Source organism: Stenotrophomonas sp. (assembly GCF_032099025.1).
Classification (GTDB): domain Bacteria; phylum Pseudomonadota; class Gammaproteobacteria; order Xanthomonadales; family Xanthomonadaceae; genus Stenotrophomonas.
On record NZ_DAMCID010000013.1, the window covers coordinates 85414 to 110462 of the forward strand.

Annotated in this window: 25 protein-coding genes; 9 read left to right on the plus strand and 16 right to left on the minus strand. The window is 66.9% G+C overall.

The features are described from left to right. Positions 1–21: 21 nt before the first annotated feature. Genes RT456_RS11225 through RT456_RS11235 form a run of 3 tightly spaced genes read left to right on the plus strand, consistent with a single transcriptional unit; the run spans position 22 to position 3481 of the window. Positions 22–2112, plus strand: a complete 2091-nt coding sequence (locus RT456_RS11225) for a TonB-dependent siderophore receptor (protein ID WP_313346476.1) — start codon at positions 22–24, stop codon at positions 2110–2112. A 53-nt stretch (positions 2113–2165) separates the two neighbouring features. Next, positions 2166–3302 (plus strand): PepSY-associated TM helix domain-containing protein, encoded by a 1137-nt coding sequence (locus RT456_RS11230; protein ID WP_313346479.1) that lies wholly within the window; start codon positions 2166–2168, stop codon positions 3300–3302. Next, complete coding sequence (locus tag RT456_RS11235; RefSeq protein WP_313346481.1) at positions 3299–3481, plus strand: hypothetical protein; 183 nt, start codon at positions 3299–3301, stop codon at positions 3479–3481. The genes RT456_RS11230 and RT456_RS11235 overlap by 4 nt, the downstream gene beginning before the upstream one ends. Here the strand turns inward: RT456_RS11235 and RT456_RS11240 are convergent, their stop codons facing one another. The 4 genes from RT456_RS11240 to RT456_RS11255 all read right to left on the minus strand — a co-directional run bounded on the left by RT456_RS11240 (position 3482) and on the right by RT456_RS11255 (position 6292). Continuing rightward, positions 3482–4363 carry a LysR family transcriptional regulator gene (locus RT456_RS11240; protein WP_313346483.1) on the minus strand — a complete coding sequence of 294 codons (882 nt, stop codon included), beginning with the start codon at positions 4361–4363 and terminating at the stop codon, positions 3482–3484. It lies immediately after the preceding gene. Positions 4364–4410: 47 nt separating this feature from the next. Next, entirely contained in the window at positions 4411–5292 is an 882-nt protein-coding gene (locus RT456_RS11245; protein WP_313346485.1) for an SDR family NAD(P)-dependent oxidoreductase, read from the minus strand. Between the two features lie 89 nt (positions 5293–5381). Beyond that, positions 5382–5762: a YbjQ family protein gene (locus RT456_RS11250; RefSeq protein ID WP_313346487.1), complete on the minus strand. Its 381-nt coding sequence runs from the start codon at positions 5760–5762 to the stop codon at positions 5382–5384. Positions 5763–5812: 50 nt separating this feature from the next. Continuing rightward, positions 5813–6292: a hypothetical protein gene (locus RT456_RS11255; protein WP_313346489.1), complete on the minus strand. Its 480-nt coding sequence runs from the start codon at positions 6290–6292 to the stop codon at positions 5813–5815. 219 nt (positions 6293–6511) lie between these two features. Between RT456_RS11255 and RT456_RS11260 the strand changes: the two genes are divergently transcribed. Next, complete coding sequence (locus RT456_RS11260; protein WP_313346491.1) at positions 6512–7723, plus strand: GAF domain-containing sensor histidine kinase; 1212 nt, start codon at positions 6512–6514, stop codon at positions 7721–7723. Between the two features lie 80 nt (positions 7724–7803). Here the strand turns inward: RT456_RS11260 and RT456_RS11265 are convergent, their stop codons facing one another. The 4 genes from RT456_RS11265 to RT456_RS11280 all read right to left on the minus strand — a co-directional run bounded on the left by RT456_RS11265 (position 7804) and on the right by RT456_RS11280 (position 12821). After that, positions 7804–8646 (minus strand): alpha/beta hydrolase, encoded by an 843-nt coding sequence (locus RT456_RS11265; protein ID WP_313346565.1) that lies wholly within the window; start codon positions 8644–8646, stop codon positions 7804–7806. Positions 8647–8859: 213 nt separating this feature from the next. Further along, positions 8860–11847, minus strand: coding sequence for a two-component regulator propeller domain-containing protein (locus tag RT456_RS11270; protein WP_313346493.1), 2988 nt, complete (start codon positions 11845–11847; stop codon positions 8860–8862). 77 nt (positions 11848–11924) lie between these two features. Further along, positions 11925–12290 carry an AraC family transcriptional regulator gene (locus RT456_RS11275; protein ID WP_313346495.1) on the minus strand — a complete coding sequence of 122 codons (366 nt, stop codon included), beginning with the start codon at positions 12288–12290 and terminating at the stop codon, positions 11925–11927. A gap of 138 nt (positions 12291–12428) precedes the next feature. Then, positions 12429–12821 carry a hypothetical protein gene (locus RT456_RS11280; protein ID WP_313346497.1) on the minus strand — a complete coding sequence of 131 codons (393 nt, stop codon included), beginning with the start codon at positions 12819–12821 and terminating at the stop codon, positions 12429–12431. A 201-nt stretch (positions 12822–13022) separates the two neighbouring features. Between RT456_RS11280 and RT456_RS11285 the strand changes: the two genes are divergently transcribed. From RT456_RS11285 to RT456_RS11295, 3 genes are all read left to right on the plus strand, one after another. Then, a complete protein-coding gene (locus RT456_RS11285; protein ID WP_313346499.1) occupies positions 13023–13385 on the plus strand; it encodes an H-NS family nucleoid-associated regulatory protein in 363 nt (120 codons plus the stop codon). Between the two features lie 9 nt (positions 13386–13394). Next, positions 13395–14267: a hypothetical protein gene (locus RT456_RS11290; protein WP_313346501.1), complete on the plus strand. Its 873-nt coding sequence runs from the start codon at positions 13395–13397 to the stop codon at positions 14265–14267. A gap of 161 nt (positions 14268–14428) precedes the next feature. Further along, positions 14429–15526 (plus strand): crosslink repair DNA glycosylase YcaQ family protein, encoded by a 1098-nt coding sequence (locus RT456_RS11295; protein WP_313346503.1) that lies wholly within the window; start codon positions 14429–14431, stop codon positions 15524–15526. 14 nt (positions 15527–15540) lie between these two features. On the opposite strand, the gene RT456_RS11300 is transcribed toward RT456_RS11295, so the two are convergent. Continuing rightward, a complete protein-coding gene (locus RT456_RS11300) occupies positions 15541–16752 on the minus strand; it encodes an MFS transporter (protein WP_313346505.1) in 1212 nt (403 codons plus the stop codon). Positions 16753–16884: 132 nt separating this feature from the next. On the opposite strand from RT456_RS11300, the gene RT456_RS11305 reads away from it, so the two are divergent. Beyond that, positions 16885–17496, plus strand: coding sequence for a TetR/AcrR family transcriptional regulator (locus RT456_RS11305; RefSeq protein WP_313346507.1), 612 nt, complete (start codon positions 16885–16887; stop codon positions 17494–17496). Here RT456_RS11305 and RT456_RS11310 read toward each other — a convergent pair whose 3' ends face one another. The 6 genes from RT456_RS11310 to RT456_RS11335 form a co-directional block, all read right to left on the minus strand. After that, positions 17497–19482, minus strand: coding sequence for a PEP/pyruvate-binding domain-containing protein (locus RT456_RS11310; protein WP_313346509.1), 1986 nt, complete (start codon positions 19480–19482; stop codon positions 17497–17499). A gap of 96 nt (positions 19483–19578) precedes the next feature. Next, positions 19579–20016 carry a lysozyme inhibitor LprI family protein gene (locus tag RT456_RS11315; RefSeq protein WP_313346511.1) on the minus strand — a complete coding sequence of 146 codons (438 nt, stop codon included), beginning with the start codon at positions 20014–20016 and terminating at the stop codon, positions 19579–19581. Between the two features lie 233 nt (positions 20017–20249). After that, positions 20250–20741 carry a hypothetical protein gene (locus tag RT456_RS11320; protein ID WP_313346513.1) on the minus strand — a complete coding sequence of 164 codons (492 nt, stop codon included), beginning with the start codon at positions 20739–20741 and terminating at the stop codon, positions 20250–20252. A gap of 62 nt (positions 20742–20803) precedes the next feature. Further along, positions 20804–21436, minus strand: coding sequence for a hypothetical protein (locus RT456_RS11325; RefSeq protein WP_313346515.1), 633 nt, complete (start codon positions 21434–21436; stop codon positions 20804–20806). 3 nt (positions 21437–21439) lie between these two features. Next, on the minus strand, positions 21440–21880 hold the full coding sequence (locus RT456_RS11330; protein ID WP_313346517.1) for a prevent-host-death protein: 441 nt from the start codon (positions 21878–21880) through the stop codon (positions 21440–21442). A 260-nt stretch (positions 21881–22140) separates the two neighbouring features. Continuing rightward, positions 22141–22899 carry a hypothetical protein gene (locus RT456_RS11335; RefSeq protein ID WP_313346519.1) on the minus strand — a complete coding sequence of 253 codons (759 nt, stop codon included), beginning with the start codon at positions 22897–22899 and terminating at the stop codon, positions 22141–22143. A gap of 42 nt (positions 22900–22941) precedes the next feature. On the opposite strand from RT456_RS11335, the gene RT456_RS11340 reads away from it, so the two are divergent. Then, positions 22942–23712, plus strand: coding sequence for an EAL domain-containing protein (locus tag RT456_RS11340; RefSeq protein ID WP_313346521.1), 771 nt, complete (start codon positions 22942–22944; stop codon positions 23710–23712). 71 nt (positions 23713–23783) lie between these two features. Here the strand turns inward: RT456_RS11340 and RT456_RS11345 are convergent, their stop codons facing one another. Beyond that, complete coding sequence (locus RT456_RS11345) at positions 23784–24995, minus strand: nuclear transport factor 2 family protein (RefSeq protein WP_313346523.1); 1212 nt, start codon at positions 24993–24995, stop codon at positions 23784–23786. Positions 24996–25049 lie beyond the last annotated feature (54 nt).

Sequence of the window (25049 nt, forward strand, 5' to 3'; positions counted from 1 at the left end):
TCAATCCCCGGGATTCCCGTCATGCCCGCCATGTCGCGCCGCTCTGCCCTGCTCCTGCTGGCCCCCACCCTGCTGGCCGCCGCCATCGCCCATGCCCAGGACGACACCAGCGCCCGCACCCTGGACGCGGTGACCGTGGTGGCCGACCGCGCCAGCACCGCGACCAAGACGGACACCCCGCTGACCCAGACCCCGCAGGCGATCAGCGTGGTGACCAACGGCCTGTTCACCGACCGCGGCGCGCAGAACCTGCAGGAGACCCTGCGCTACAGCGCCGGCGTCACCGCCGATGCCTACGGCCTGGATACCCGCAGCGACGGCAGCACGGTGCGTGGCCTGGACCCGGTGCAGTACCTGGACGGCCTGCGCCGCAGCTATGGCTTCAACCCGCTGGCGCGCACCGAGGTGTACGGCCTGGAGCGAGTGGAAGTGCTGCGCGGCCCGTCCTCTGTGCTGTACGGCGCTGGCGCAACCGGCGGCATCATCAATGCCATGACCAAGCGCCCGACCTTCACCGACCTGAGCGGTGAGGTGGGCGTGCAGCTGGGCACCTTCGACCGCAAGCAGTTCCAGGCCGATGTGGGCGGCGCGCTCAACAACGATGGCACCCTGGCCGGCCGCGTCGTCGGCCTGGTGCGCGATGCGGGCATGCAGACCGACTACATCAGCGACGACCGCCTCTACCTGGCACCGTCGATCAGCTGGCGCGGCGAGCGCAGCACCCTGACCGTGCTGACCAGCTACCAGCACGACAAGACCGCCTCCAGCCAGCAGTTCCTGCCGGTGGTGGCCACCCTGCACGCCCCACCGGGCACGCCGCGCCTGGACCCGTCGACGTTCCTCGGCGACCGCGACTTCGACATGCTCGATTCGCGTGTGTACAGCGTTACCGCGCTGTTCGACCACCGCTTCAGCGACACCGTCAGCCTGCGCTCGTCGGTGCGCTACCTCGACGGCAAGACCGAATTCCGCGAACTGTACCCGGACACCTACAGCAACCCGACCGACCCGTTCATCGACGCCGACCGCCGCGTGCTCAACCGCAACGCCTACGGCGTGCGCCCGGACGTGCGTTCGCTGACCAGCGACACGACGGTGCAGTTCGACTTCGCCACCGGGGCCTTCCAGCACCTGCTGCTGGCCGGCGTGGACTACAGCGATTACCGCGAGACGTCCTACACCCTGGACGCCACGCCCACCCCGATCGACATCTACACCCCGGTGTCCACCGGCGTGACCATCAATGGCTGGGACCGCCTGCCCGACCAGCAGACCACCCAGCTGGGCGTGTACCTGCAGGACCAGATCCGCTGGGCCGACCGCGTGTCGCTGGTGCTGGGCGCACGCCGCGACCACGCGCGCAGCAAGACCGAAGGCCTGCCCAGCCAGACCGACAACGCCACCACCTGGCGTGCAGGCCTGATTGGCGAGGTGGGCGGCGGCGTTTCGCCGTACCTCAGCTACAGCGAGTCGTTCCTGCCGGTTACCGGCCAGGATCTTTACGGCCGCGCGTTCAAGCCGATGCAGGGCGACCAGTGGGAGGGCGGCATCAAGTGGCAGCCGGCATCGAACATGCTGGTGACCTTGGCGGCCTACCGCATCACCGAGACCAACCGCCAGACCAATGATCCGGACAACGTACTCAACGTCATCCAGACCGGCGAGATCCAATCCAAGGGCGTGGAGCTGGAGGGCCAGTTCCAGTTCGCGCACGACGTTACGCTGACGGCGGCGTATTCGCGCAACAAGGCCGAGGTGACCCGAAGCAACTTCGCCATGGAAGTGAACCAGCGCCTCAACGACACCCCGCAGGAGCTGGCGTCGCTGTGGCTGGGCAAGGGCGTGCAGCTGGATGCCGACGCGCGCCTGCGGGTGGGCCTGGGCGGGCGCTACGTGGGCAACACCCAGTCGCTGGGCTACGGCGGCTTCATCCGCACGCCGAGCTACGCGCTGGTGGACGCGCTGTTTGAAGTGCAGGTCGTGGATTGGACGATGGCCCTGAACATCACCAACCTGAGCGACAAGAAGTACTTCGCCCCGTGCCGCAACTTCGGCGACTGCTTCACCGGCAACCCGCGCACCGTGACCGGCACGATTTCGTACCGCTTCTAAGCAGTGACGGGCCACGCCCGCCAGCCTATCTCCAGCCGCCGCCAGAGAACCCAATGCAACGCACCACCATCAAAGCCTGGTTCCTGGTCCACAAGTGGACCAGCCTCATCTGCACCCTGTTCCTGCTGCTGTTGTGCCTCACCGGCCTGCCGCTGATCTTCGCCGAGGAAATCGACCACCTCGGCGAACCGCATGTGGAGCATCCGCAGGACAACGCCCCGCACCGCAACCTGGACGACCAGGTCCGTACCGCGCTGGCGCAGTACCCTGGCAACGTGCCGCTGTTCGTCGGCTGGGACTGGGAAGGACACACCGTGTACGTGAACACCGGTGCGCGCGTCGACACCCCGCCGCCGCAGATGAAAACGGCGCTGCTGCACACCAGCAGCGGCGAAGTGGTGCCTGCCGCGCAGTTCAACGAAGGGGTGATGTACTTCCTGCTTCGCCTGCATACCGACCTGTTCCTCGGCCTGCCCGGCCTGCTGTTCATGGGCGCCATGGGCCTGCTGTTCGCGGCGGCCATCATCTCCGGCCTCGTGCTGTACGGCCCCTTCATGCGCCGCCAGCGCTTCGGCACGCTGCGTACCGGTCGCAGCCGTCGGCTGGCGTGGCTGGACCTGCACAACGTCGTTGGCGTGGTCACCCTGGGCTGGGCGCTGGTGGTGGGCATCACCGGCGTCATCAACACCGTGGCCAAGCCGCTTGAAACGGCATGGCAGAGCGAGCAGCTCGGCGAATTCGCTGCCCGCTACGCCGGCCAGCCGCGCCCCACCACGCTGGCCTCGCTGCAGGCGGCGGTGGACACCGCGCGCGCCGCCGAACCCGATATGCGCCCGGCGTTCGTCAGCTTCCCCGGCACCGGCTACAGCGGCGACCACCACTACGGGGTGTTCATGCAGGGCAATACCCCCATCACCGAGCGCATGTACCGCCCGGTGCTGATCGACGCGGTCACCGGCAAGCTCACCGCCCAGCCACAGCTGCCCACCTACATGACCGTGCTGCTGCTCAGCCAGCCGCTGCATTTCGGCAACTACGGCAACCTGCCGCTCAAGATCCTGTGGGCGGTGCTGGACCTGCTCACCATTCTGGTCCTCATCAGCGGCCTGTACCTCTGGTTCAAACGCGGCAGCACCGAAGCGCGCGTGACCGAGATCGAGCGTGCCGAAAAGACGGGGGGCGCCGCATGAGCCGTCCGACTGCTCCGAATGGCAGCCCCTTCACCGCGCCTGCGTGGATCGCCGCGGCCAGCGTGCTGGGACTGGTCAGCGCCCTGATCGGCGATGGCCTGTTCGACGTGGTGTCGTGGGTGGTGTTCGCTGCCCTGATTGGCTTGGTCGTCAGGGCGTGGCTGAAGCGGACGCGTTGATCAGTCTGCTACGGCCTGCTCGAGGAAGGCGGCCACCGCCGGCGGCACGACGCCGCCGCGCGCACATAGTTGAAGATCGAACGCCGCCTCCACGCCCTCCAGATTTCGATAGACGATCTCCCCGCTGCGGAACCCACTCATGCTGGCGGGCACGATCGACACGCCCGCCTCCACCGCCACCAGCGACAGCACCGCGTGCATGCCGTGCGCTTCCTGCACCACGCGTGGGGTGAATCCCGCAGCGGCGCACAGCTGCACCACCTGCGCGTGGAAGCCCTTGCCCTCCCGGGAGGGCCACAATACAAAGGATGCGTCGGCCAGTGCCGCCACGGTGATGTCGCTCGATCGCGCCAACGGGTGCGCACGCGGCAGTGCAATCGCAAGGCAGTCGCCGTCGAAGGCCTTCAGTTTCATCCCCTCGGCCTCGTGTACCGGCGGAATCACCACCCCAATGTCCAGGCGTTGCTCCCGCAGCATCTGCACCTGGCGCGCGGAGGTCGCTTCGATCAACTCCAGGCGCACGTCCGGGCTGGCCTGCCGGAAGGCGCGGATCACCCCTGGCAGCCGTCCATACAGCGCGCTCCCCACGTAACCCAGGCGCACGGTGCCGGTGCGGCCCGCGGCGGCGTCGCGGGTCGCCATCAGCGCATGGTCGGCCTGCAGCAGCAGCAGCCGCGCTTCGGCCAGCAGTACCGTGCCGGCCGCCGTAAGCCCCAGCGTGCGGTTTCCGCGCTCGATCAGTGCGCTGCCGATCTCGTCTTCCAGCTTGCGGATCGCCGCAGTCAGCGGGGGCTGCGACATGTGCAGCCGGTCGGCGGCACGATGGAAGTGCAGCTCCTCGGCAACGGCGACGAACTGGCGGAGCAGGCGAAGATCGACCATGTGTGGTGCGTGCGCGGATGGGGGCAACCGGGCCAGTATGACCTGCCCTAGCGGCGCGGCTCCACCGTGGGCTGCGCGATGCGCGACCACTGCATGGCGATGTCCTCGATGCTCCCGGCCGCGGTGGCACGCAGGTCGCGAGGGTAAGCGACCTCTTCAGCCTCCACGCTCCGCGTGGCATGGAACTGGCCATTGCTGGCACGCAGGATCCAGCCAGCTTCAGTACATGCTGCCGAGGCGAGGAACGCTACGCCGGGCGCGACCGCATCCGGATGCAGTTCATCCGGCTCGCCCTCCACGCCCCACATGCGCGTCTTGGCCACCGGCGAGATGGCATTGACCAGGATGCCGTGTGGGGCGCCCTCGGCCGCCAGCACGTTGACGATGCCCACCGCCGCCATCTTCGCCGCGGCATAGGCAGCCAGCCCCTTCTGCACATACTGCGGGTACAACGCGCGGTCGGAGGTGGTGAGCACGATGCGTCCGTGATGGCGCGACCGCATGGACGGCCACGCCGCCTCGGCCAGCCACAGGGGCGCTTTGGCGGCGATGCTCATCATGCTGTCGAACCTGTCTTCCTCCAGCACATCGATCTGCTGGTACTCCACCCAACCGGCGTTGTGGATGATGAAGTCGATTCGGCCGTGCTGTTCCAAGGTGCCGGCAACCAGCGCCCGGCAGCCGTCGCGCTGGTCGATCGCCGCGTGCGCGGCCTGCACATCCAGGCCGGTGCCGCGCAGCAGCGCGACCTTCGCATCGATCCGGCGCGGGTCCTGCCCGTTGCCATCCAGCCCGGCCCCGACGTCATGCATGACCACCCGGGCGCCACGCGCTGCCAGCAGCCGGCTGTAGGCCAGGCCCAAACCACTGGCCGCGCCGGTGACAAGCCCAACCTGCCCTTCGAATGAGATATCGCGGTGCGTCTGCATCCGCACAGGATCAGGGCGAACGCGCACGCAATGCCAATACCGACTACAGGGGGCTGCGATACGCCGTACGTATCACGCCCCCGCCCGCGTCAGCGCACCGGCTCCACCACCACCGCCGTGCCGTAGCACAGCACTTCGGTCAGCCCGGTCATGATGTCGGTGGCGTCATACCGCATGCCGATGATGGCGTTGGCGCCCAGCATCCGCGCGTGCTTGGCCATGTCGCGGTAAGTCTCCTCGCGGGCCTGCTCGCACAGCTCGGTGTAGATGGTGATGTTGCCGCCGAACAGCGTCTGGATGCCGCCCAGGAAGTTGCCCACGATCGAACGCGAGCGCACGGTGATGCCGCGCACCACACCCAGATTGCGGGTGACGCGGAAGCCGGGCAGGTCGAAGGCGGTGGTCACCATGGAATCATCGAGACGAGGCGCGGTGGGTGGGCGTGCTGCGCTGTTGTAGGGGTCTGCCATCGTGGTCTCGGTGATGGGCGCGTACGCCCGCGGATAGGTGGATTCGCCCCCTAGGACGACCTGGCTCCAGCGTTCGGCACGGCGGAATCGCGCAGGCGAAGCACTTCCTCCCGATCCTGCAGCGGAAGCATGAAGAGGCCGGGCTTGATGCCCTCGAAGTGCGGTCCTTTCAGCAGGATCAAGCGTTGATCGCTGTCTTCTGCGTGGGCGGCCCGAATCTGCCCGAGGCTGTAATGCAGGTGCGACGCCAGCGGAACATGGAGCGTGCTGGGCACGCTTGCCGCGTTCGTGGCCAGCACCTGATCGACGCTGATCTGAAGGCGGATCTGGTTGCTCAGCCCAGGACCGGTTCGCGCCTGTGGATCGCGCACCTGCTTTCCCGAGCGGTCGATCATGTCCACGCCGGTCACCCGGCCGATGAGCACGTGGTCGGCCTGGGTGGCCATCTCCTCGACGGAGGCGTCGAAAGGAAAGCCCGCCAGCGCAACGGCAGGCAGAAACGCGGCCAAGGCAAGCAGTACGCGACGCATGTGTGGCTCCCTCCCTGGTGCTCAGTTGATCCGGCCCGCAAGACGGGTGTCGAATAATTGCACACTCGCCAGTGGATTCCACCGGAGCGCCGACAGCGCCAGCAGATCAGACCGCCGCCGGGCAGCGCATGGATCCTGAACCGTTCATCATCTGGCACAGTGAGGTGTGCGGGGGGAAGCGCTTCACCCCGCCACGTTTCATGTGACCATTACCGGTCTATGCCTGACCCAACTCCCCTGCCCCCCCTGTCCGATCCCGCGCTGCTCAGCGATATCGCCGAGATCGGCCGGATCAAGGCTGTCCCGCGCATCCTGGAGACGGTGGCCCACATCACCGGATCGCGGTTCACGGCCATTGCCCGCGTGACCGATACCACGTGGACCGCCTGCGCGACCTACGACACGCTGGGCTTCGGCCTGGTGCCCGGGGGCCAGCTGATGCTCGAGACCACCATCTGCGACGAGATCCGGAACTCGGGCACGCCCGTGGTGTTCGCGCATGCCAGCCAGCACCCGCGGTTTTCCCAGCACCACACCCCGCGCATCTATGGACTGGAAAGCTACGCGTCGGTTCCGATCTTTCGACCTGACGGAAGCTTCTTCGGCACCCTCTGCGCCATCGACTCGGCGCCGGGCGACTTCGACGAGGCGCACATCCTGCGCTCCATGGAATTGCTGGCCGAGCTTGTCGGCAACTACCTGGACACCGAAGAGCGCCTCGAGAAGGCGCAGGTGGAACTTTCCGATGCGCACCAGGTGGCGGAGCTGCGTGACCAGTTCATCGCCGTGCTCGGCCATGATCTTCGCAACCCGCTCCAATCCATCAGCATCGTGACCGAGTCGCTCGAACTCGAGCCGCATTCCGACCGCCAGCAGCGCATGTACGACCACATCACGGCAAGCGTGACGCGCATGGAGGGACTGGTCAGCGATGTGCTGGATTTCGCGCGTGGGCGCCTGGGGGGCGGCATTCCCCTGGCACTGCGCACGGCCGACAGCCTCGACAACGCCCTGCAGCAGGTGGTGAACGAAGTGGCCACGGCCACCGGCCGTTCCGACATTGCCGTGCACATGCAGGTCGCGGGCAACGTGATGTGCGATCCCAACCGGCTGGCGCAGCTGCTGGCGAACCTGCTCACCAACGCCGCGCAGCATGGCGACAGCACGGCGCCCATCGAGCTGGATGTGCAGGCCGATTCGGATGCGCTGGTGCTGACGGTCCGCAATGGGGGCCACATCCGTTCAGACCGGCTGGCCAGCATCTTCAGCCCGTTCTCGCGGGAGAAGGGCGAACGTCCACGGCCTGGGTTGGGACTGGGGCTTTACATCGCCGCGGAGATCGCGCGGTCGCATGGCGGCACGTTGACGGTGGCATCGAGTGAGGGTGCGGGGACTGCGTTTACGTTCCGTATGCCCAACGTTGCTGCTTGACGTCATGGCAGCCACGCATGGCGTGGCTGTACGCGGTGTTTGGGCCCGACGGGGACCTGGGTCCCCGTCGGCCGTTTCGCTCAGGACTTGATGAAGGCCAGCAGGTCCGGGTTGATGACATCGGCGTGCGTGGTCAGCATGCCGTGCGGGTAACCCTTGTACACCTTGAGCGTGCCGTGCTTGAGCAGCTTCACCGACAGCAGGGCGGCGTCTGCGATCGGCACTACCTGGTCGTCGTCGCCGTGCAGTACCAGCGTGGGGACGGTGATCGCCTTGAGGTCGTCGGTCTGGTCGGTTTCCGAGAACGCCTTGATGCCGTCGTAGTGGGCCTTCGCGCTGCCCATCATGCCCTGGCGCCACCAGTTCTGGATCACGCCCTGCGAGATCTTCGCGCCGGGGCGGTTGAAGCCGTAGAACGGGCCGGTCGGGAAGTCGACGAACAGCTGGGCGCGATTGGCCGCGACACCGGCACGGATGCCGTCGAACACCTCGATGGGCAGCCCGCCCGGGTTGGACGCCGTCTTCAGCATCAGCGGCGGTACGGCGCTGACCAGCACGGCCTTGGCAACACGGCCCTGCGGCTGGCCGAACCTGGCCACGTAGCGCGCCACTTCGCCACCGCCGGTGGAATGCCCGATGTGCACCGCGTTGCGCAGGTCGAGGTGTTCGGCCACGGCGGAAGCGTCGGCGGCGTAATGGTCCATGTCATGCCCGTCGCTGACCTGGGCCGAACGCCCGTGGCCGCGGCGGTCGTGCGCGATGACGCGGTAGCCGTGCTGCAGGAAGAACAGCATCTGGGTGTCCCAATCATCCGAGGACAGCGGCCAGCCATGGTGGAAGACGATGGGCTGCGCGTCGCGCGGGCCCCAGTCCTTGTAGAAGATGCGGACGCCATCTTTGGTGGTGACGAAGTTCTCGGACATGTACGTGGTTTCCGGTGGGGGCGTAGGGGTGCGCGCCGTGGCGAAACTCGGCAGCGCCATCACGGCGAGCGCCGAGGCGCCGACCTGAAGCGCCTGGCGGCGGGTAAGCGTCAGCGTATCCAGCTGGCGTGGGGGCATCGGTGCATCCTCCTCATGGGCGGCAACCCACATGGAACCAGACGCCGCAGGCCGGCGCTTGTACGCCGTTGCGCTTTACCGCCGGACGCGCTTGAACACGGCCCGCGCCCGATCACGCAGCCCTGCAAAGCCCGGGCGGAACGCGCTTTGCCACGCGAGTGCAGCCGGTATCTGCAGGTCGATCTCGGTGCCGCGTCCCGGGCGGCCGGAGAGAATCGTCAAGGTACCGCCCGCGCGGGCAGCGCGCTCGCGCATGCCCTCCAGGCCCCAGTGCCCCTCGAGGGCCTCGGCGTCCTGCGAGAACCCGCGCCCGTCGTCATGGATGCGAAGCCGGAAGGCGTGCCGCCCGTAGCTGATGGACACCTCCACCGACGTCGCGTGTGCGTGCCGGAACGCATTGAGCATCGCCTCGCGGCCGATCATGTACGCCTCCTCGGCGGCGCAGCGCTGCATCGGGCGCGGCGTACCTTCGACGACCAGCCGCACCGCCGGCGTCTCAAGACCATGGGTCTCCTCCAGCACGCCCATCAACGCCGCGCCCAGGTCACGCGCATGTTCAACATCGCCCCGCAGCCCACGCACGCGCTCGCGGCCATCCGCAGCCACGCGCTCGGCCATGGTCATGGCCGCGTCCAGTTCGAGGCGGACCGGGTCGGCCGGGTCCAGCTTCCTGCTCGACGCGTGCAGTCGCAGGATCAGGCCCTGCGTGCTCTGCAGCAGGGTGTCGTGCAGGTCCCGGGCAATCCGCTCGCGCTCACGATGGCGCTCATCCAGCCGGCCGCGGATGTGTGCCGCGACCTGGCGCAACCGGGCAAGGTACAGCAGCCACAGCAGCGCCACCGCCGCGACGACGCACAGCACGCGAAACCAGCCGGTTTCCCAGTAGTGCGGTGCGATCGAGACCACCAGCCGTGCGCCCTGTTCGTTCCACACGCCATCGTTGTTGCTCGCCGCAACGCGGAACACATACCGCCCCGAACCCGGCGCGTTGTAGAACGCCGAGCGTGCCGGCGATGCCTCCAACCACTGCGAATCGAAGCCATCCAGCCTGTAGCGGAAGCGCACGCGCTCGGGAATGGACAGACTCAGCGCCGTGAAGCGTATCCCCAGGTTGCGCGTGCCGGCAGGCAACCTCACCTCCCCACCGTTGAGGGGCACCGGAGCACCGTCGACCGCCAGCGAGAGAATCTCCACCGGGGGCGCCACCGGATTGCGCACGATCTGCCGGGGGTCGATAGACACCAGGCCGCTGGTCGTCGCAAACCAGAGCCGCCCGTCCTGCGTGCGCGCCGCGGTGGGCAACGGCCGGAACTGCGCCGCGATGCCGGGCAAGGCGTCCAGCGCGTCGAACCGCTCGTAGCGCGGCCGGCCCCGCCCACCGAACAAACTGGCGATGTCGGCCGCACGCACCCGCACCACGCCTCGCGCGCCGTTGAACCAGAGGTCGCCCGCATCGTCGGCCACGATCCCGCTGATGCCACGCAGGTCCTCGCGCACCGCCGCCACCACGTTGCGCAGGCGGCCACCGGCGACCTGCGCCAGGCCGCGCTCGCCGCCGATCCACATGCCCCGGCTGTCTTCGAACAGCGCGGTGACGTTGCCCACGTCCAACGCCTCACCCGACCACGGCGTTGAGAACCGGCCGTTCTCCATGACCGCCACGGCATTGCGTGCAAAGCCCAGCCAAAGGCGGCCATGCGCATCGGCCTGCATCACCAGCGGCGAATCGCCGGACGGCAGGCCGTCCTGGTCGTGCAGGTGCGTCCAGCGTCCCTCTTGAAACCGATGCAGCCCGGGGGTGTTCAAGGACAACCAGAGCGCCCCATCCGGTGTGGTCGCCATGGCCTGCACCCCCGAGCGGGCGGAAACCGGCAGGTCGGATACCTTGTCGAACCGCGCGCCCGCCTTCCGCCACACGCCCTCGGGACCGGCCAGCCAGGTGCGTCCGCCAGCATCCCGGTGCATCGCCGTGATGGCCGACGACAGCGCAAGCGCCTGGCGCGACGCCATGTCCACGTGCTGCAGCGGATGGTTGCGGGTACCCACCAGCAGCGCATCGCCGTCCGCGGCGATGGCGAACTCCTGCGCGCCCTCCGGCATCGCCACCGGGATCAGGTTGGCATGCCGGAACCGGTCCAGGCCGCGGCTGCTGCCCACCCACAGGTTGCCCTCGCGGTCCTCCAGCAACGGCTGCAGATAATCCGAACTGAGTCCGTCCACCCGGCGGAAGGACTCGAACCCTGCCGCACTTCGCTGCGGAGATCGACGCAGCAGCCCCGTGCCCAGCGTGGTCGCCCAGAGAACCCCGTCGCGGTCGAAGAGCAGGCCGGCAGAGGCACCGGGCTCGCCCTTCTCCCGCAGCGCGCGCACGCCCCCGTCCGCCTCGGCCACCCAGAGGGCGCCGTCCGGTGCCTGCGCGATCTGGCTGATGCGACCCACGCTGCCCGGCACGCTGGCAAACGCGCGGGCGCCGCGTCGCAGGACCACCAGGCCGTTTTCGGTTGCCACCCAGAGCGTGCCGTCGCGATCGGTGAACAGCGTGCGCGCCTGGCGTCCCGGGTAGGCCATGGCGGGCGTCGGCCGCGCCCAATGCTGGCCGTGCAGCGCAACGGGGCCCGTAAACGTGGCCGCCCACAACCGGCCGTCGCCATCTTCGGCGAAGCGGAACACCGTACTGGTGGGCAGGCCATCGGCAGGGCCGTAGTGGCGGACCCGGCTGCCCTCGATCAGGCTCACCCCGCCGTATCGGAAGCCGACCCACAGGCCGCCGCTGCGCGACGTATACAGGGTTGAAACGCTGGTGGCGGGGAAGGCGTGGCTGCCCGGGGGCACGAAGCGGGTGAACCGCGCGCCGTCGAACCGATACAGCCCGATCTCGGTACCCAGCCAGAGGTAACCGTCCGCCGTCTGCGCCAGCGCGGTCACCTGGCCAGGTGCGCCCTGATTCACCGTCCAGGCGGTGTGGTGGAACTGCGCCACACCGCGTGCAGGATCAAGCGCAGCGGCATGTCCACTGAGGAACAGCAGCCACGCGCAGGCAAGGCCCCGGAATATGAACGTCATCATCAGCCCCTTGCGCCCGCGCCATCATACAAAAACGCCCAGGCAAGGCGGACCACGGTGTTCCGCCCCGATGGCCGTCACGCCACCGGCAATCGGGAGGGCGCTTCGCCCCGGACGTACGCGGACGGCGTGCAGCCCAAGGTGCGGCGAAACCAGCGCACGAAGTGGCTCTGGTCGTAGAAGCCCAGTTCGCTGGCGATCTGGCCGATGCGCTGGCCATCACTGCGCAGCAGATGCCGCGCGCGCTCGATGCGTCCCAGACGCTGGTACTCCATGGGACTGACCCCGATCTGGTGGCGGAACAACCGCGCGAAGTGACAGCGGCTCATGCACGCCACGGCCGCGATCGCACTGAGCTGCAACGGCTCACACAGGTTGGCGTCGATGTAGGCCACCGCCCGCCCTATCGCCGGCGAGCCGACCGCTGGCACAGGCACGGCCATGCCCATGCAGGGCCCGATCACGGGTTTGACGGGGAATGCCGTAGGGCGGGTGTGCACGGGCGGCGACCTCGGGAGAGTTGCTGTGCATGCTGGTCGCATGGGCCTCGCGTCCAAACCCCCAATTGGCGCATCGCGCACCTACTCTTTCGGGTCGTCATCGGGCCGATGCGCCTGGTGACCTGCCCCTCCGGAGGCCGGCCGCTGCAGGACCCGCCTGCCGAACAGCATCGCGTCCACCGAATAGGCCCCCGGCCCCAGCAGCAACAGGGCCACCAGCAGGCCGGCGAACGGCCAGCCGTCCAGGCCCGCATCCAGCCAGCCCATGGCCAGCGAGCCCCCTATACCCAGGGGGAGCAGGCTGCCGCTGGCCAGCAGGACCGCCGCCAGCCACGCCCAGGCGAGCAGGTCAGCCCCGGGCATCGCCATGCGCAGGCCCCAGTGCCAGACCAGCATCGAGGACAGCAGCAGCCGCAGCGTGAGCAGGCCCACACCGGGCAGTCGATCAGGAAATGTCGCGTACAGCAGCTGCACCGGTCGCCTCCCGCGTTCGATCTGGCTGCCCACATTGGGGACCCATCACCGCTGGGGCGCATGCCTCGAAAGAGGGGGTCTTCACTCCCCCGCACCGCCACACGGGCGCGTCAAACGTCATGTCATGCCGGTCGCCGCCATGGCGCTGGGCAGGGGCATCATTTATCGTGCCACCGTCAGCTCCTTCTTACCTGGAATCACATGCCCCGCAAGTCATCCGCCTCCCCGTCCCCGCACGCCGTGCTGCGTGCCGCCACCAAGGAGGCGTATACGCGTGTGACCGTGCTGCTCAACGCCAGTTATGCCGATTTCAGCCCCGAACAACAGCGCAGCATCCGCGCGCTGGTGGCAGGTGAGGCCCCGGTGCGCCCCGCCAAGCGCGCCAAGCCGGCGAAAGTCGCTGGCGAGGAACTGCCGCCGCGCTATTGGCTGCCGCACAGCCAGGAAACCTGGTCAGGTCGCGGGCGCCCGCCGCAGTCCTTCATCGCCTGGGAAGGAACCGTGGCCCACACCGAATGGAAGAAGCGCCACCCGGACGAGCGCTTCCCTGCGTTTCCGGGTTGATCGGTCCAGATGAGTCGCGCCATCAAGATGCGCAGGGCCGTTGGAACACACGGCACCCTGCACCGCATCGCAGACCTTCAGAAGCGCCATGACACAAAGCAGACGCTGCCCACGCTGTTGTGCGACAGCCCTGGCTGCGGCGCCTCGGTGAAGTTCGTGGCCGAGCACGGCTACATCGGCTTGAACAAGGGCGCCGAGCACCAGCCGGGCTGCCGGTACAACGCCCCCAGCTACCTGCAGTCCCTGCTATCCACGGGTGCCGATCCCGATGTCCTGCTGGCGATGGGGGACGGAAAGTACGAGCTGCGGCTGCTGATCCTGCAGCAGGCCCTGAAGCGTGCCGGCGGCGGGGAGCCGGGGGCGAGCCCGCTGGAGGGTTACCTGCGCACCCTCGCCGACCTGCTCGTGCTGGGGGCGATGTGCGAAAGCGACGCTCTGCTCGCGGCGCAGGTGACGCTGCGCCTGGGCAAGAAGAAAGTCGATTGGGACAACTTCTTCCATACGCAGGAGCGCTATGACGCCGCCTGGGAGCGGCTGGGTTCGAGCACGACCGACCTGCCGATGGCATTGGTCGGCACGGTCAGGTCGCACCGATCGCCGCAGCCCGGTTCCATGTTCCTCAACTGCGCGCCGAAGTACCAGCAGACCGGCGTGGCCGACCGCCGGGACTTCTATGAAGTCAGCGTGGGGCACGCCGACGCCGCGTGGCTGCAGTCCTTCCCCGTTGGCGCTGAGATCGTGATGTTCGGGCTGTGGCGCCAGGGCAGGAGCAGCACCTCGTCCAGGCCGCACCCCACCGACCCGCGTCGCACCATCACCAGCGTCACCCACAAGCTGGCGTTGTGGCCGAGCTTCAAGCAGCAGCTGGCGAGGGTGGAATGAGGCGCGTGCGTGGACCGTTTACGGCCACGCGGTAGATCAGCAGGATGCTTCCTTCGCCAGCGCGCCGTACACCAGCGCCGCCGGAACGACGTAGAGGTTGGATTGCCCGTTCAACACAACTCGCCTGCGCGAACCAGATGTGGCTGTGCTTCAATTCCCCCATGGCCAATGAAGTCAGCCTCGACGACCTGCGTCGCCATGCGGTGGCGCGCACCCTGTTCACCCCGACCACGCTGCCGGCGGCGATACGTCGCCTGGGCTTTGTGCAGGCCGACCCCATCCGCGCGCCGGCACGAGCGCAGGATCTGACGCTGCGCCATCGCGTCAAGGGCTACCGCGCCGGCGACCTGGAGCGCTGCTACGCGCGCCTGGCGGTGGACGAGGATTACCTGGTCAACTACGGCTTCCTGCCGCGCGCGCACCTGGCGTTGATCCACCCGCGACAGGCGAAGAATGTCTGGGATGCCGGGACACGGCGCAAGGCCGCCGATGTACTGGCCTTCGTGCGTGAACGCGGCGCGGTGCATCCCCGCGAGGTCGACCAGCACTTCGCGCACGGGCGCGTCACCAACTACTGGGGCGGCTCAAGCAACGCCAGCACGCACCTGCTGGACGGCATGCACTACCGCGGGCTGCTGCGGGTGAAGCGACGCGACAGCGGCACGCGTGTCTACGAACCGGCCATGCACGCCGACCCGGACGAGGGTCCCGCTGCACGCGCGCTGCGCGCCGCGGCCTTGATCGAGCTGGTGGTGCGCAAGTACGCGCCGCTGCCCGCCGCCAGCCTGACCTATCTGGTGCGGTTGCTCGACTACGGCGCACCACATCTCGCTGTGGACACCCGGATAGCGCTGCGACTGGCGCACGAACACCTGGCAAGCTGCCGCATCGATGGCACTACCTGGTACTGGCCCGCCGATGAGAACCCGCGCTCGCGCCGCTACGCCCTCGATGACCAGCTGCGGCTGCTCGCCCCCTTCGACCCCGTGGTGTGGGACCGCAGGCGGTTCACCCTGCTCTGGGACTGGACGTACAAGTTCGAGGCTTACACGCCAGCCGCAAAGCGCCAGTTCGGCTACTACGCGCTGCCGATGCTCTGGCGCGGCCAGGTGATCGGCTGGGGCAACCTTGCGGTGCGTGACGGCCGGCTGGAATCCACGTTCGGCTATGTGGCCGGCAAAGCGCCCAAAGGCACCGGATTCCGCAATGCCCTGGACGACGATCTGGAGCGCATGCGGCAGTTCCTTGCGCCGCGTTGAGGCGGAAATGGACCCTAGTGACCGGCCACCGCTGAGCGCTCGCCCGCCGCAAACCCATGGCGTCGGGCGCGCCATGCGATGACGAATCCCACCGCCAGCAAGAGCGCCATGGCCGCCGGGAAGGTCTGCGCGCCCCAGCGGTCCAGCAACAGCCCGCCGGCCACGCCACCGCCGGCGATGACGCTGTTCCATGCCACCACGTTTAGCGACAGTGCCACATCGGCGCCTTCGCCTGCACTGTCGGCCAGTGCGGTCTGCAGCAGCGTCGCTGCGCCACCGAAGGTCAGGCCCCATATCGCCACGCACACGTAGACCACGGCCGGCAGCGACTGCAGCACTGCCAGCACCACGCAGATCGCGAAGAACGTCGCCAGCGATACCAGCACGGTACTGCGCAGGTGGCGCTCCACCAGCTTCCCCGTCAAGGCGATGCCTGCCATCGCCGCCGCACCGAAGATCAACAGCAGCATGTCCACCCGATGGCCCAGCCCCGCGTGTGCGGCGAATGGCGCCACGTAGGTGTACAGAATGTTGTGCGCCAGCATCCACGCCATCACCGTGGCCAGTACGGGACGTACGCCCGGGGTGCCCAGCACCTTGCGCAGCGGCACGCGTTGCGATGGCGATTGCCCGGGGTAGTCGGGCACCTTCACCAGCACCCAGACGATCAATACCACCGTCAGCGCAGACATGGCGGCAAACGCGGTGCGCCAACCCAACATGCCCCCCATCCAGGTGCCCAGCGGTACGCCGAGGGAGAGGGCAATGGGGGTTCCCACCATCGCAATCGCCATGGCCCTGCCCTGCTGTTCCGGCTGGACCATGCGCCGCGCATAGCCGGCAAGCAGGCTCCATGCCAGGCCTGCTGCTGCGCCGGCGAAGAACCGCGCCACCAGGGTCAGTGTGTAGTGGTTGGACAGCGCGGTGACGGAGTTGAACAGCAGGAAGCCGACGATGGTGAGCAGCAGGACGTTGCGCCGCCGCCATTGCTGGGTGGCGATGGTCAGCGGGATTGCCGCCAGCACCGAACCCAATGCGTAGGCGGTGACCGTCTGCCCGGCCAGTGCGGGTGTAACACCAAGACCCTCGGACATATAGGGAAGCAGGCCTGCCGGCAGGGTTTCGGTCACGATGCAGATGAAGCCGGTCATGGCCAGCGCAAGCAGCGCGGTGACCGGCAGCGGCGCAGGGATCGCGCTGTCCGTTGATGCGTTTGAGGAGGTCACACACTGTCCTTCATTGGGGGGAGCCAGGCCGGCAACTACATATATATCGCTCGGTACATATATACGCCCGGCATGCCGTGTGGTCAACCACATGTGTATCGACTAGTATTTATGTAGACATTGGAGACCGCCATGGCACAGATGGGCAGGCCACGCAGCTTCGACCGGGACACGGCGGTCGAGGAGGCACTTCACCTGTTCTGGGAGCAGGGCTACGAATCCACGTCCTTGAGCCAGCTCAAGGCCGCCATCGGCGGCGGCATCACCGCGCCCAGCTTCTATGCCGCGTTCGGCTCCAAGGAGGCGCTCTTCAAGGAGTGCATGGAACGCTATCTGGCAACTTATGCGCAGGTGACCCACTGCCTGTGGGACACGGCACTCGGCCCAAAGCAGGCCATCGAGCTGGCGCTGCGTCGTTCGGCCAGGATGCAGTGCGAGCGCGGCCACCCCAAGGGCTGCATGGTTGCACTGGGCGTGATGAGCGCGCCGTCGCCGGAGCTCACGGCACTGTCTGCCCCGCTGACGCGCTCGCGCGCTCACACGCGCGCGGGGATCCGCGCCTGCGTGGAACGCGGCATCACAAGCGGCGAACTCGCCCCGGCTACCGACGCACCTTCGCTGGCGTGCGTGTTCGACAGCTTCCTGCTTGGGCTGACCACGCTGGCCAGGGATGGCGTGACCTTCAAGGCGATGGACGCGGCCATCACCCAGGTCATGTGCCTTTGGGACGCTCAGGTCAGCTGACTACCGCGCACTCCCGTCCACGTACGGACGCGACTGCAGGACCAGCACCTCATCGCCCACCACGGCCCACTCGATGTCCTGGTCCACACCGCCCAGCGCCTGCTTGGTCGTGGCGCCGATCTTCGCCAGCCGCGCGATGAGCGCGTCGGTCAGCACCTGGCGTGAGCCGGTGATGGGCACTTCGCGGACGCCGCCTGCTGCGTTGGTCACCAGCTGGGTATCTTCCGCCGAGCGGCTCAGCACCTGCACCGCCTTGGACCAGGTGGAATACATCACCTGCTCGGCCTGGCGTTTGCCCTCCACCACGCGGATACCGAGGCCACGCTTGGCCGATATATAGGTGATGTGGCGGCGCGCCGCATCGAACGGATCGCGGGTGATCATCACCCCCGAACTGTCCGACGGCGCGGCAACCTGCACCAGCACCGCCATGGCCACCGCGTCCTGCCCCAGCCCGGCCGCCGTGCGTGCCTCGTACGCCTCGAAGTTGTAGACCGACGCCCACACCGTCTGCACGGCCTTGGCCACCGCATCGGCGCGGGTCACGTTGGGCACGGTGGTGTACAGACCCGCACCACTGAAGCCGGGCAGATCCTCGGAGTTGGACGAGCTGCGCACGAATACCCCGGCACCCTTCAGCTGCCCTTGCCACTGCGTGGTCAGCGCGCGGACGAACGCGGGGTCCGGCGCGGCGTTGGTGATCTCGGTGCGAAGCACGGCCAGCGCCTCACGGCGCACGTTGGGGTCGGTGCTGAAACCGGGGCGGTTCTGCAGCGCCTGCAGACGCTGCGGAATGTGCATCCGCTGCGTCATGGCCTGGTAGTGCGAAAACGGGATGCAGAAGCCATCCGGTACGCGCGCGGCCGGTGGCAACACCGCCTTCAGCGCGCCCAGATTGGCGGCCTTCACCCCGCAGTGGCTGCTGTCGCGCGCACGCAATGCTGCCAACGGCTTGAGTGCCACCACCGAGAGGTCTGGGCGCGGCAGGTTCTTCGCCACCGGGCGGGGCGGGGTGGCAGGCGTCCTTGGCGGACCCGCCAGGGGGGTCACCCGGTAATCGTTGTTCGTGACCTCCAACGCGACCCAGCGCCCGTCGTAGTGGCGCAGTGCCGCCACGGCATCGCGCACATAGACGTTGGGAATGCCCCACCCCTTGGCCAGCAGGTTGACGTGCGACAGCAGCGTGGACGGGCGCTGCGTCACCAGCCCGGCCACCGGCGCCAGCGCGATCGGCACCTCATCCAGTACCGGGATGTCGCGCGGCGACAGCGTGCGCAGTTGCGCCTCGGTGCGCACGATGCGCAGCCGCCCTTCGGCGCGCCCCGTGTTGAGCGGCAGGAAACGCTGCTCGCGCAGCAATGCCTCCTGGGTCACGAACGGCAACCCCGTGGCGCTTGCCACCTGCTCGTGCTGGGTGGAGTTGGTCTTGAAGCGGATCGGCTCACGGAACGAGGCATGCAGCACCTGATCGGTCTGCCGCAGCAGGGGAGCGGTGAGCTTGTCGCCTTCCCAGAACTCATAGGTGTAGCCCGGCAGATCGCGCTGCCAGCTCAGGGTGCCAAACAGGAACCGCCGCTGCGGGTCGCGGTACTGCGCGTTGAGCGTGGCCTTGTCCAGCGAACGCACCAGCCGCTGGCTGCGCACGAACTGCTCGTGCAGCGCGTGGCGCGGCGTGTTGATGTAGTAGACCCGTGCGGCATTCTGCCGGTCGATCACGAAGATCAGGTGCGGCATCTCCAGCGCCGTACCGGCGTTGTAGACCCGCGCAAGCTGCATGAACTGCGCGCGGCTGTCGATGCGCGACAGATAATCCGGCCCGGTCGTGGGTTGCGCGGGGGCGGCGTCACTGCCCGGGCGGTACTCGTAGGGCGATGGCTTGCGCGCGGTCTGTGCCAGCGCGGGTGCGGTACACCACAGCAGCATCAGCAGGGCGGTCCACCGCAGCAGCGGCTGTCGCCATGCAAGGTACGTACGGGCTCGGTCCATGATGCCGCTGCGGGAATGAAGTGGGTGGATCATAAGCCAGTAACGCCGACTTTGGATGCCGCCCCCGCCCACCGGTGCCGGGAGCGGACGCGGGCTCTACTTGCCGCTCATGGGATACGACCCCGCACAGACATCCCCTTCTTCCGTCCCGGCCACCCACGCGTTGAGCTGTTTGACCCTGTCGCGCGTCAGCTGCTCGTACTCATTGCTCTGGCACATAGGAAGAACGCTGCCGTAGTCCGCCGGGCTGGGGTAGCGCGCCGCGATCTGCGCGTCGCGGAACGCCACCCAGGCACGCTGGGCGGCCTTGAATTTTTCAAGGAACACCTTGTCGTCGGCATTGGCGGCCAGCACCTTCGCATAGACCCGGTTGAGCTCGGCGTCAGCAGTTTTTGCACCGTTGCTGGCGCATTGGTTCAGCCCCGCCTGCGACTGGTTGGGGCTGTCACAGGACATCCCATCGGAGGTGCGCGGGGGCGGCGCGGCCGCGGCTGCAGCGGGATAGGCGCATGCGAGTACGAGAACCGCAAGCAAGACTCTCATCTGGGTAACTCCGGCGGGGTCGCTGTAGCCAGGAATCCGAACGTGCTGAGGGGAAGCTTCGGTCGAATCGGGCGATGGCGCTGATCGGCCATACACGGATTAGCGGCGCTATCCGGTGAAATACCCGTGAACCTTCTCCGCCAATGGGCGGCGGCTGGATCCTTCCCGCGCTTGGCTAGCGCATCCCACACGTAGGCCACCAGCAGCTCCCCACCCCGGGTTCTTCAGTCCTCCGCGGGCCGCGCCGCTTCCCCAGTGGGGGAGACGGTGTAGTGGACGACCACGTAAACCGTCCCGCTCGATGAGTGAAAGTCCTCCAGGGCTGCCGCTGCATGGTAGAAGCGGGTTAGCCGAGGCTTCTCACTGTCGGGCGCATCACGCGCCTGCATTTCGAACGTTGCCGGTGCATCTGGCGTGAGCGTATAGCGAACCATGACGCCAAAGCTGGCCGGGCTATCAGCGAATGCAGCCGCCGCCAACGGTTTGATTGCCGCATGAAGCTTCATGAGTTCGTCATGCGCGATGTTGCGCGCGCAGGGATCATCAGGACTGGTGGACTGAAAATCAGCCAGTTCGATGTTGGGTGCCGGCGTTCCTTGGGGCGTGGGCAGATAGATACCGATCGCCTCGCCACAGAATTCTTCACCGCTGCTCGCATGCGCTTGGACGGTCGCGGCAGCGGGTATGAGCAAGGCAAGCGCAAGTGATCTGATCATGGCGGCGTTTGGTCGTCAGGCGGATGGTTGGCTGCAGGAGTTACAAGGAGCGCAGGACATCCTCAAGCAAGCCACGCGGGAGGATGGATTCGCAGCGCGTGTTCCATGATGGGGACTGCCCACGTAGGGGTTGCGACGAGCGCATCCACATCGGCCGGGTAAAGCATGATGCCATGCTCGAGTTCCAGCACTAAGCGAGGCTCGGCGACACCGTCTTCCATCGGGACGCTGTTGTCGTAGAGATGAAGCGTGGTCAGCCCACCCAGTAGTGCGACCAGGTTCTGTCGAGACGTGTCGAAACGCTCCCTGATCTTGTGCTCCGGAATATCGTGTCCGCCCTGAGCTACCCGCTCCGACACCCGCTCGATGTGCAGATCCACATTGGAGAGGCCACAGAACCAGACATGGACCTCATGACTTTCCATGGCCTCACGCAGCAACGCTGGAATAGTAGTGGCGCCCAATGTGGACTCGAAGGCATAGTCCTCGGCGTTGACCATGGCCCGGACAAGCCGGTTCTTGCCCTCCTCCCACGCCTTCGCATTGGCCTCGTGATGCGGGTACCCCGCAGCCTCAAGCTCACGGGTGAATGCGTCGGGATTGAACCATGTCAGCCTTTCCTCCCTCATCCAGGCGCCCAGCAGGGAACTCTTGCCGGCCCCGTTCACGCCGGCAAGGACCAGTATCCTCGGCATGCGTCAGACGGACGGTCCGAGGGTGACCTTTCCACGACGCGCACGCTTGCCTGTCGCAGCACCCAATGACTTGCCATCCTTGAGCTTGGCCAACCGCTGATCGAACGCACTCTGCAGTCGCGCCAGCGCGACTTCCTTGGACGCCGTATCGGACGGTGCAGGCCTCCCCGACCCCTTCGGCGTTGATGCCCGTTGCACGAGCGATTCGTATTGCCCTGCCGTAAGTATCACGGCCTCGGTCCGGTGATGGTTGGTCACCGCCACCGCGGCCGCCTTGTTCACTTCCGCCATCACGCCAGGCCATCCACCTTTCTTGAGCTGGCTGGCCGTCATGGTGGGCAGATTCAACAGGTGCACCTCCGTGGCCTTCGACCCCTTCTCCCTCACGGAGGCGAAGGAGCCCGTCTTGGCGTTGCGCCGAAGAGCGATGTCAGTGGGCTTCATGGCAGCCGACCCGAATGTGGTTGGAAAGGGCATCGTACACCAGTGGGCAAAATGTGCCTTTTTGGCACCGACCTCTACTTTGAACCACAGAGTCAGCCCGATCCATCCGGGTTCAACCTCATGGTTTGTAAGGAAATACCTCGATAACAGGTGCCACCCATGAGCCAAGCCATGGTTGCGCTGGGTTGACGCTATTCGCATGCGCCACCAAGGGCCATCAAACCCGTTCGTCGCCCTGCTTCCTCTCACCTCAGCAGGCGTCAGTCCTCAAACGGCGTATAGATGTAGAACGCCTTGCCGGCGACTGGCTGGATGATCAGCGTGCCACCATCGCCAAACGCGTAGTAGCTCCCGGGTTGGTTGATCGCCACTTCGATCTGGCGCGACACCTCCTCGTGACGACGGTGCATGACCCATTCCCGTTGACTGAAGTAACCCGACACCGAAAAAGAGCCAGTGTGCGCGTCCAACTGCCAACGCTGGCTGGGTACGATCGGCGTTCGCCGCCAACCACCGTATCGGGAATAGTCCCCCCGCCAACTTTCCAGCCAGCGGTTCTTGTTTGGAGGAAGCGAGGACAGGTACGTCTCCCCGCCGGCAATAACGTTTCTGATGGCCAGACCCGGTAGCGCGTACACACGAACGCCGGCATCGTCCGGCGACCAGTTCGCGCCGCCGTCGTAAAGGATGGTGCTTACACCCAGCCCACGGGGCACGTCCTTCAACTTGGAGGCATGCGACACGATGACGTACGCTGCCAATGGAACCCCGAGCAGGACGAGGAGCGACGCCACGAACAGTGGCTTGTGGCGCTGGTAGATGGCGATGAGCCCGGCCAACGCAAGCCCCAGGATCACTGCAATGAACAGCAACGTGGCGTAGACCGTTCCCATGAGCGAGGCATCCGCGCGAAAGTGGATCCACTCTGTCTGCGCCGCTTGAAACCGCGATGGGCTGGCAGTGAAGCGGGCGTGAAGCGGCCCGTAACGCGCTACATCCACATCGCCGTGAGTGGGCATCGGCTATGCTCCCTGCCTTGACCCGAACACGGAATCAGCCGCATGCCTCCCACCGATACGCGCGCCGGATGCGCCCTGTGCCGGAATGCGGATCCGCTGCAGTTCGAATTCAGTTACGCATTCCAGCCCATCGTCGATGTGCATGCACGCAAGGTGTTCGCGCATGAAGCACTGGTGCGCGGCCCGGCGGGCGAACCGGCGAGTTCGGTACTGTCACGCGTCACTGCCGAGAACCGGTATTCGTTCGACCAGGCCTGCCGTGAGAAAGCCATCCGGATCGCAGCGTCGTTGCAGTTGCGCTCCCATCTTTCAATCAACTTTCTGCCCAATGCGATCTACCGGCCCGAGGTGTGCATACGCTCCACGCTTGAGGCCGCCGATCGGCATGGGTTTCCGGTCGATCGCATCATATTTGAAACCGTGGAGGGCGAGCAGGTCAGCGATGGGAAATGGCTGGCGGAGATCCTGAGCGAGTACAAGCGTATCGGCTTCAAGACGGCCATCGATGATTTCGGTGCCGGGTTTGCCGGCCTGAACCTGCTGGCGGATTTCCAACCGGACATCGTCAAACTGGATATGGCCTTGATCCGGGGCATCGACCACAGCCGGTCACGACGCGCGATCGTGGCCGGCGTGGTCTCCATGTGCGAGGCGCTGGCGATAGACGTCATTGCCGAAGGCATCGAGACCGGTGATGAGGCGCACTGCCTGTCCGACCTCGGCATCCGGCTGATGCAGGGCTACTGGTTCGGGCGGCCGCAATTCGAGTCCGCCGTGACCGACGCCGATATCCCCTGGAGCAGATCGACGTAACCCGTCCGGTCCATACCGTCCAGAGCCACCAGCCCTTTCATGGCCGCGCCATTTCGCCCCCCGTCCGCGACTCAGCGACCGGCTTCCACGCCCTGGCGCACCTCGCCATCCCCGGCCTCCAGCCGCTGAATGATCGCAGCCACCACGCCCCGGGTGGACTCCCAGTTCATGCCGGTGACAAGCCGGCCATCGGCTTCCACATGCGCAGTTCCGCGGGCGCCATGGCTGAACTGGCCGCTGCGTTCGCGTAGCCGCTGTTCGATCGAAAACGGGAACGTCTTGTAGTAGGCCGCGCTCATGTCCTCGAACGCATCCGGATAGCCGGTGACGCGCTTTCCGCCTACCAGCGCGGAGCCGTCTGACAGGGTCAGGTTCACCAGCCCCGCGCTGCCATGGCACACCGCCGAAACGATGCCGCCCGGTTGCTCATACATGCGCACCGCCAGCGACTGCAAGCCTGGGTGCTCGGCAACGCCGTACATGGCCGCACTGCCGCCGATGTACATCAGCGCCGCATAATCCGCCGGATTCACCGCGTCGGGCCGGCGCGTGTTGGCCAGCGCCCACATGAAGTCGCTGTCGTAGACCCTGGCCTTGTGCTCGGCGTTGCGGGTATCGATGTAGGCCAACGGCACGGCGCCGCCGTCGGGGCTGACGAACTGAACGCCGTAGCCCGCCTCACGGAAGCCGGCATAGGCATGGATCAGTTCGGAGAAACTGTTGCCGGCGCTGAGCCGGGTGCCGGGCATGGTGTCCACGTTGGACACCACCAGCAGCACCTGGCGGCCATGCGCTGGCGCCGTCTGGCGGGTGGCGGTCTTGCTGATGATCATCCAGTGCCCGCCCAGCTTCTTCAGCAGGAACAGATCGACGAACCGCGCCTGGTCCTTGCCGACCAGAATTTCCGCCTTGGCGGTGGCGATGTTGCCTTCGACCTGGACGCCCAGCAGGCGACCAATACGGCCATTGAACTGCCCCGGGTTGCTGGCAAACCACCCGGCGTACTCGGCGATACCCACCTCGCGCATGCCGTCGGTTCCCTGGCTCAGGTACAGCCGCGCCTCGGGATGGAACGCCCACCGGAGCTGGTCGTGCTCGTTGTAGGAACTGCCATGCAGATAGTCCTGAATGACGGCGGCGATCTCACCCCCATCCGTCACCGGATTGGCATACGCGAGTTCGCCGAGCAACAGCCCGAGGCAGGCGATGGCGAACCCTCTGATGAGGCGTACTGGCAGTGACAAGGAGCCGGTAGGGGACGGCGTGGGACGCGTTTGCGACATGAGCGGGACTCCGGTGGACAAGTGCCCGGAAGTCTGTCGAATTCCCTTTTGAAT

What these genes read in the sequence shown, in the direction of transcription:
- RT456_RS11225 (WP_313346476.1), top strand. Translation starts at nt 22, where the DNA reads ATGCCCGCCATGTCGCGCCGCTCTGCCCTGCTCCTGCTGGCCCCCACC.
- RT456_RS11230 (WP_313346479.1), top strand. Translation starts at nt 2,166, where the DNA reads ATGCAACGCACCACCATCAAAGCCTGGTTCCTGGTCCACAAGTGGACC.
- RT456_RS11235 (WP_313346481.1), top strand. Translation starts at nt 3,299, where the DNA reads ATGAGCCGTCCGACTGCTCCGAATGGCAGCCCCTTCACCGCGCCTGCG.
- RT456_RS11240 (WP_313346483.1), bottom strand. Translation starts at nt 4,363, where the DNA reads ATGGTCGATCTTCGCCTGCTCCGCCAGTTCGTCGCCGTTGCCGAGGAG.
- RT456_RS11245 (WP_313346485.1), bottom strand. Translation starts at nt 5,292, where the DNA reads ATGCAGACGCACCGCGATATCTCATTCGAAGGGCAGGTTGGGCTTGTC.
- RT456_RS11250 (WP_313346487.1), bottom strand. Translation starts at nt 5,762, where the DNA reads ATGGCAGACCCCTACAACAGCGCAGCACGCCCACCCACCGCGCCTCGT.
- RT456_RS11255 (WP_313346489.1), bottom strand. Translation starts at nt 6,292, where the DNA reads ATGCGTCGCGTACTGCTTGCCTTGGCCGCGTTTCTGCCTGCCGTTGCG.
- RT456_RS11260 (WP_313346491.1), top strand. Translation starts at nt 6,512, where the DNA reads ATGCCTGACCCAACTCCCCTGCCCCCCCTGTCCGATCCCGCGCTGCTC.
- RT456_RS11265 (WP_313346565.1), bottom strand. Translation starts at nt 8,646, where the DNA reads ATGTCCGAGAACTTCGTCACCACCAAAGATGGCGTCCGCATCTTCTAC.
- RT456_RS11270 (WP_313346493.1), bottom strand. Translation starts at nt 11,847, where the DNA reads ATGACGTTCATATTCCGGGGCCTTGCCTGCGCGTGGCTGCTGTTCCTC.
- RT456_RS11275 (WP_313346495.1), bottom strand. Translation starts at nt 12,290, where the DNA reads ATGGCCGTGCCTGTGCCAGCGGTCGGCTCGCCGGCGATAGGGCGGGCG.
- RT456_RS11285 (WP_313346499.1), top strand. Translation starts at nt 13,023, where the DNA reads ATGCCCCGCAAGTCATCCGCCTCCCCGTCCCCGCACGCCGTGCTGCGT.
- RT456_RS11290 (WP_313346501.1), top strand. Translation starts at nt 13,395, where the DNA reads ATGAGTCGCGCCATCAAGATGCGCAGGGCCGTTGGAACACACGGCACC.
- RT456_RS11295 (WP_313346503.1), top strand. Translation starts at nt 14,429, where the DNA reads ATGGCCAATGAAGTCAGCCTCGACGACCTGCGTCGCCATGCGGTGGCG.
- RT456_RS11305 (WP_313346507.1), top strand. Translation starts at nt 16,885, where the DNA reads ATGGCACAGATGGGCAGGCCACGCAGCTTCGACCGGGACACGGCGGTC.
- RT456_RS11310 (WP_313346509.1), bottom strand. Translation starts at nt 19,482, where the DNA reads ATGGACCGAGCCCGTACGTACCTTGCATGGCGACAGCCGCTGCTGCGG.
- RT456_RS11320 (WP_313346513.1), bottom strand. Translation starts at nt 20,741, where the DNA reads ATGATCAGATCACTTGCGCTTGCCTTGCTCATACCCGCTGCCGCGACC.
- RT456_RS11325 (WP_313346515.1), bottom strand. Translation starts at nt 21,436, where the DNA reads ATGCCGAGGATACTGGTCCTTGCCGGCGTGAACGGGGCCGGCAAGAGT.
- RT456_RS11330 (WP_313346517.1), bottom strand. Translation starts at nt 21,880, where the DNA reads ATGAAGCCCACTGACATCGCTCTTCGGCGCAACGCCAAGACGGGCTCC.
- RT456_RS11335 (WP_313346519.1), bottom strand. Translation starts at nt 22,899, where the DNA reads ATGCCCACTCACGGCGATGTGGATGTAGCGCGTTACGGGCCGCTTCAC.
- RT456_RS11340 (WP_313346521.1), top strand. Translation starts at nt 22,942, where the DNA reads ATGCCTCCCACCGATACGCGCGCCGGATGCGCCCTGTGCCGGAATGCG.
- RT456_RS11345 (WP_313346523.1), bottom strand. Translation starts at nt 24,995, where the DNA reads ATGTCGCAAACGCGTCCCACGCCGTCCCCTACCGGCTCCTTGTCACTG.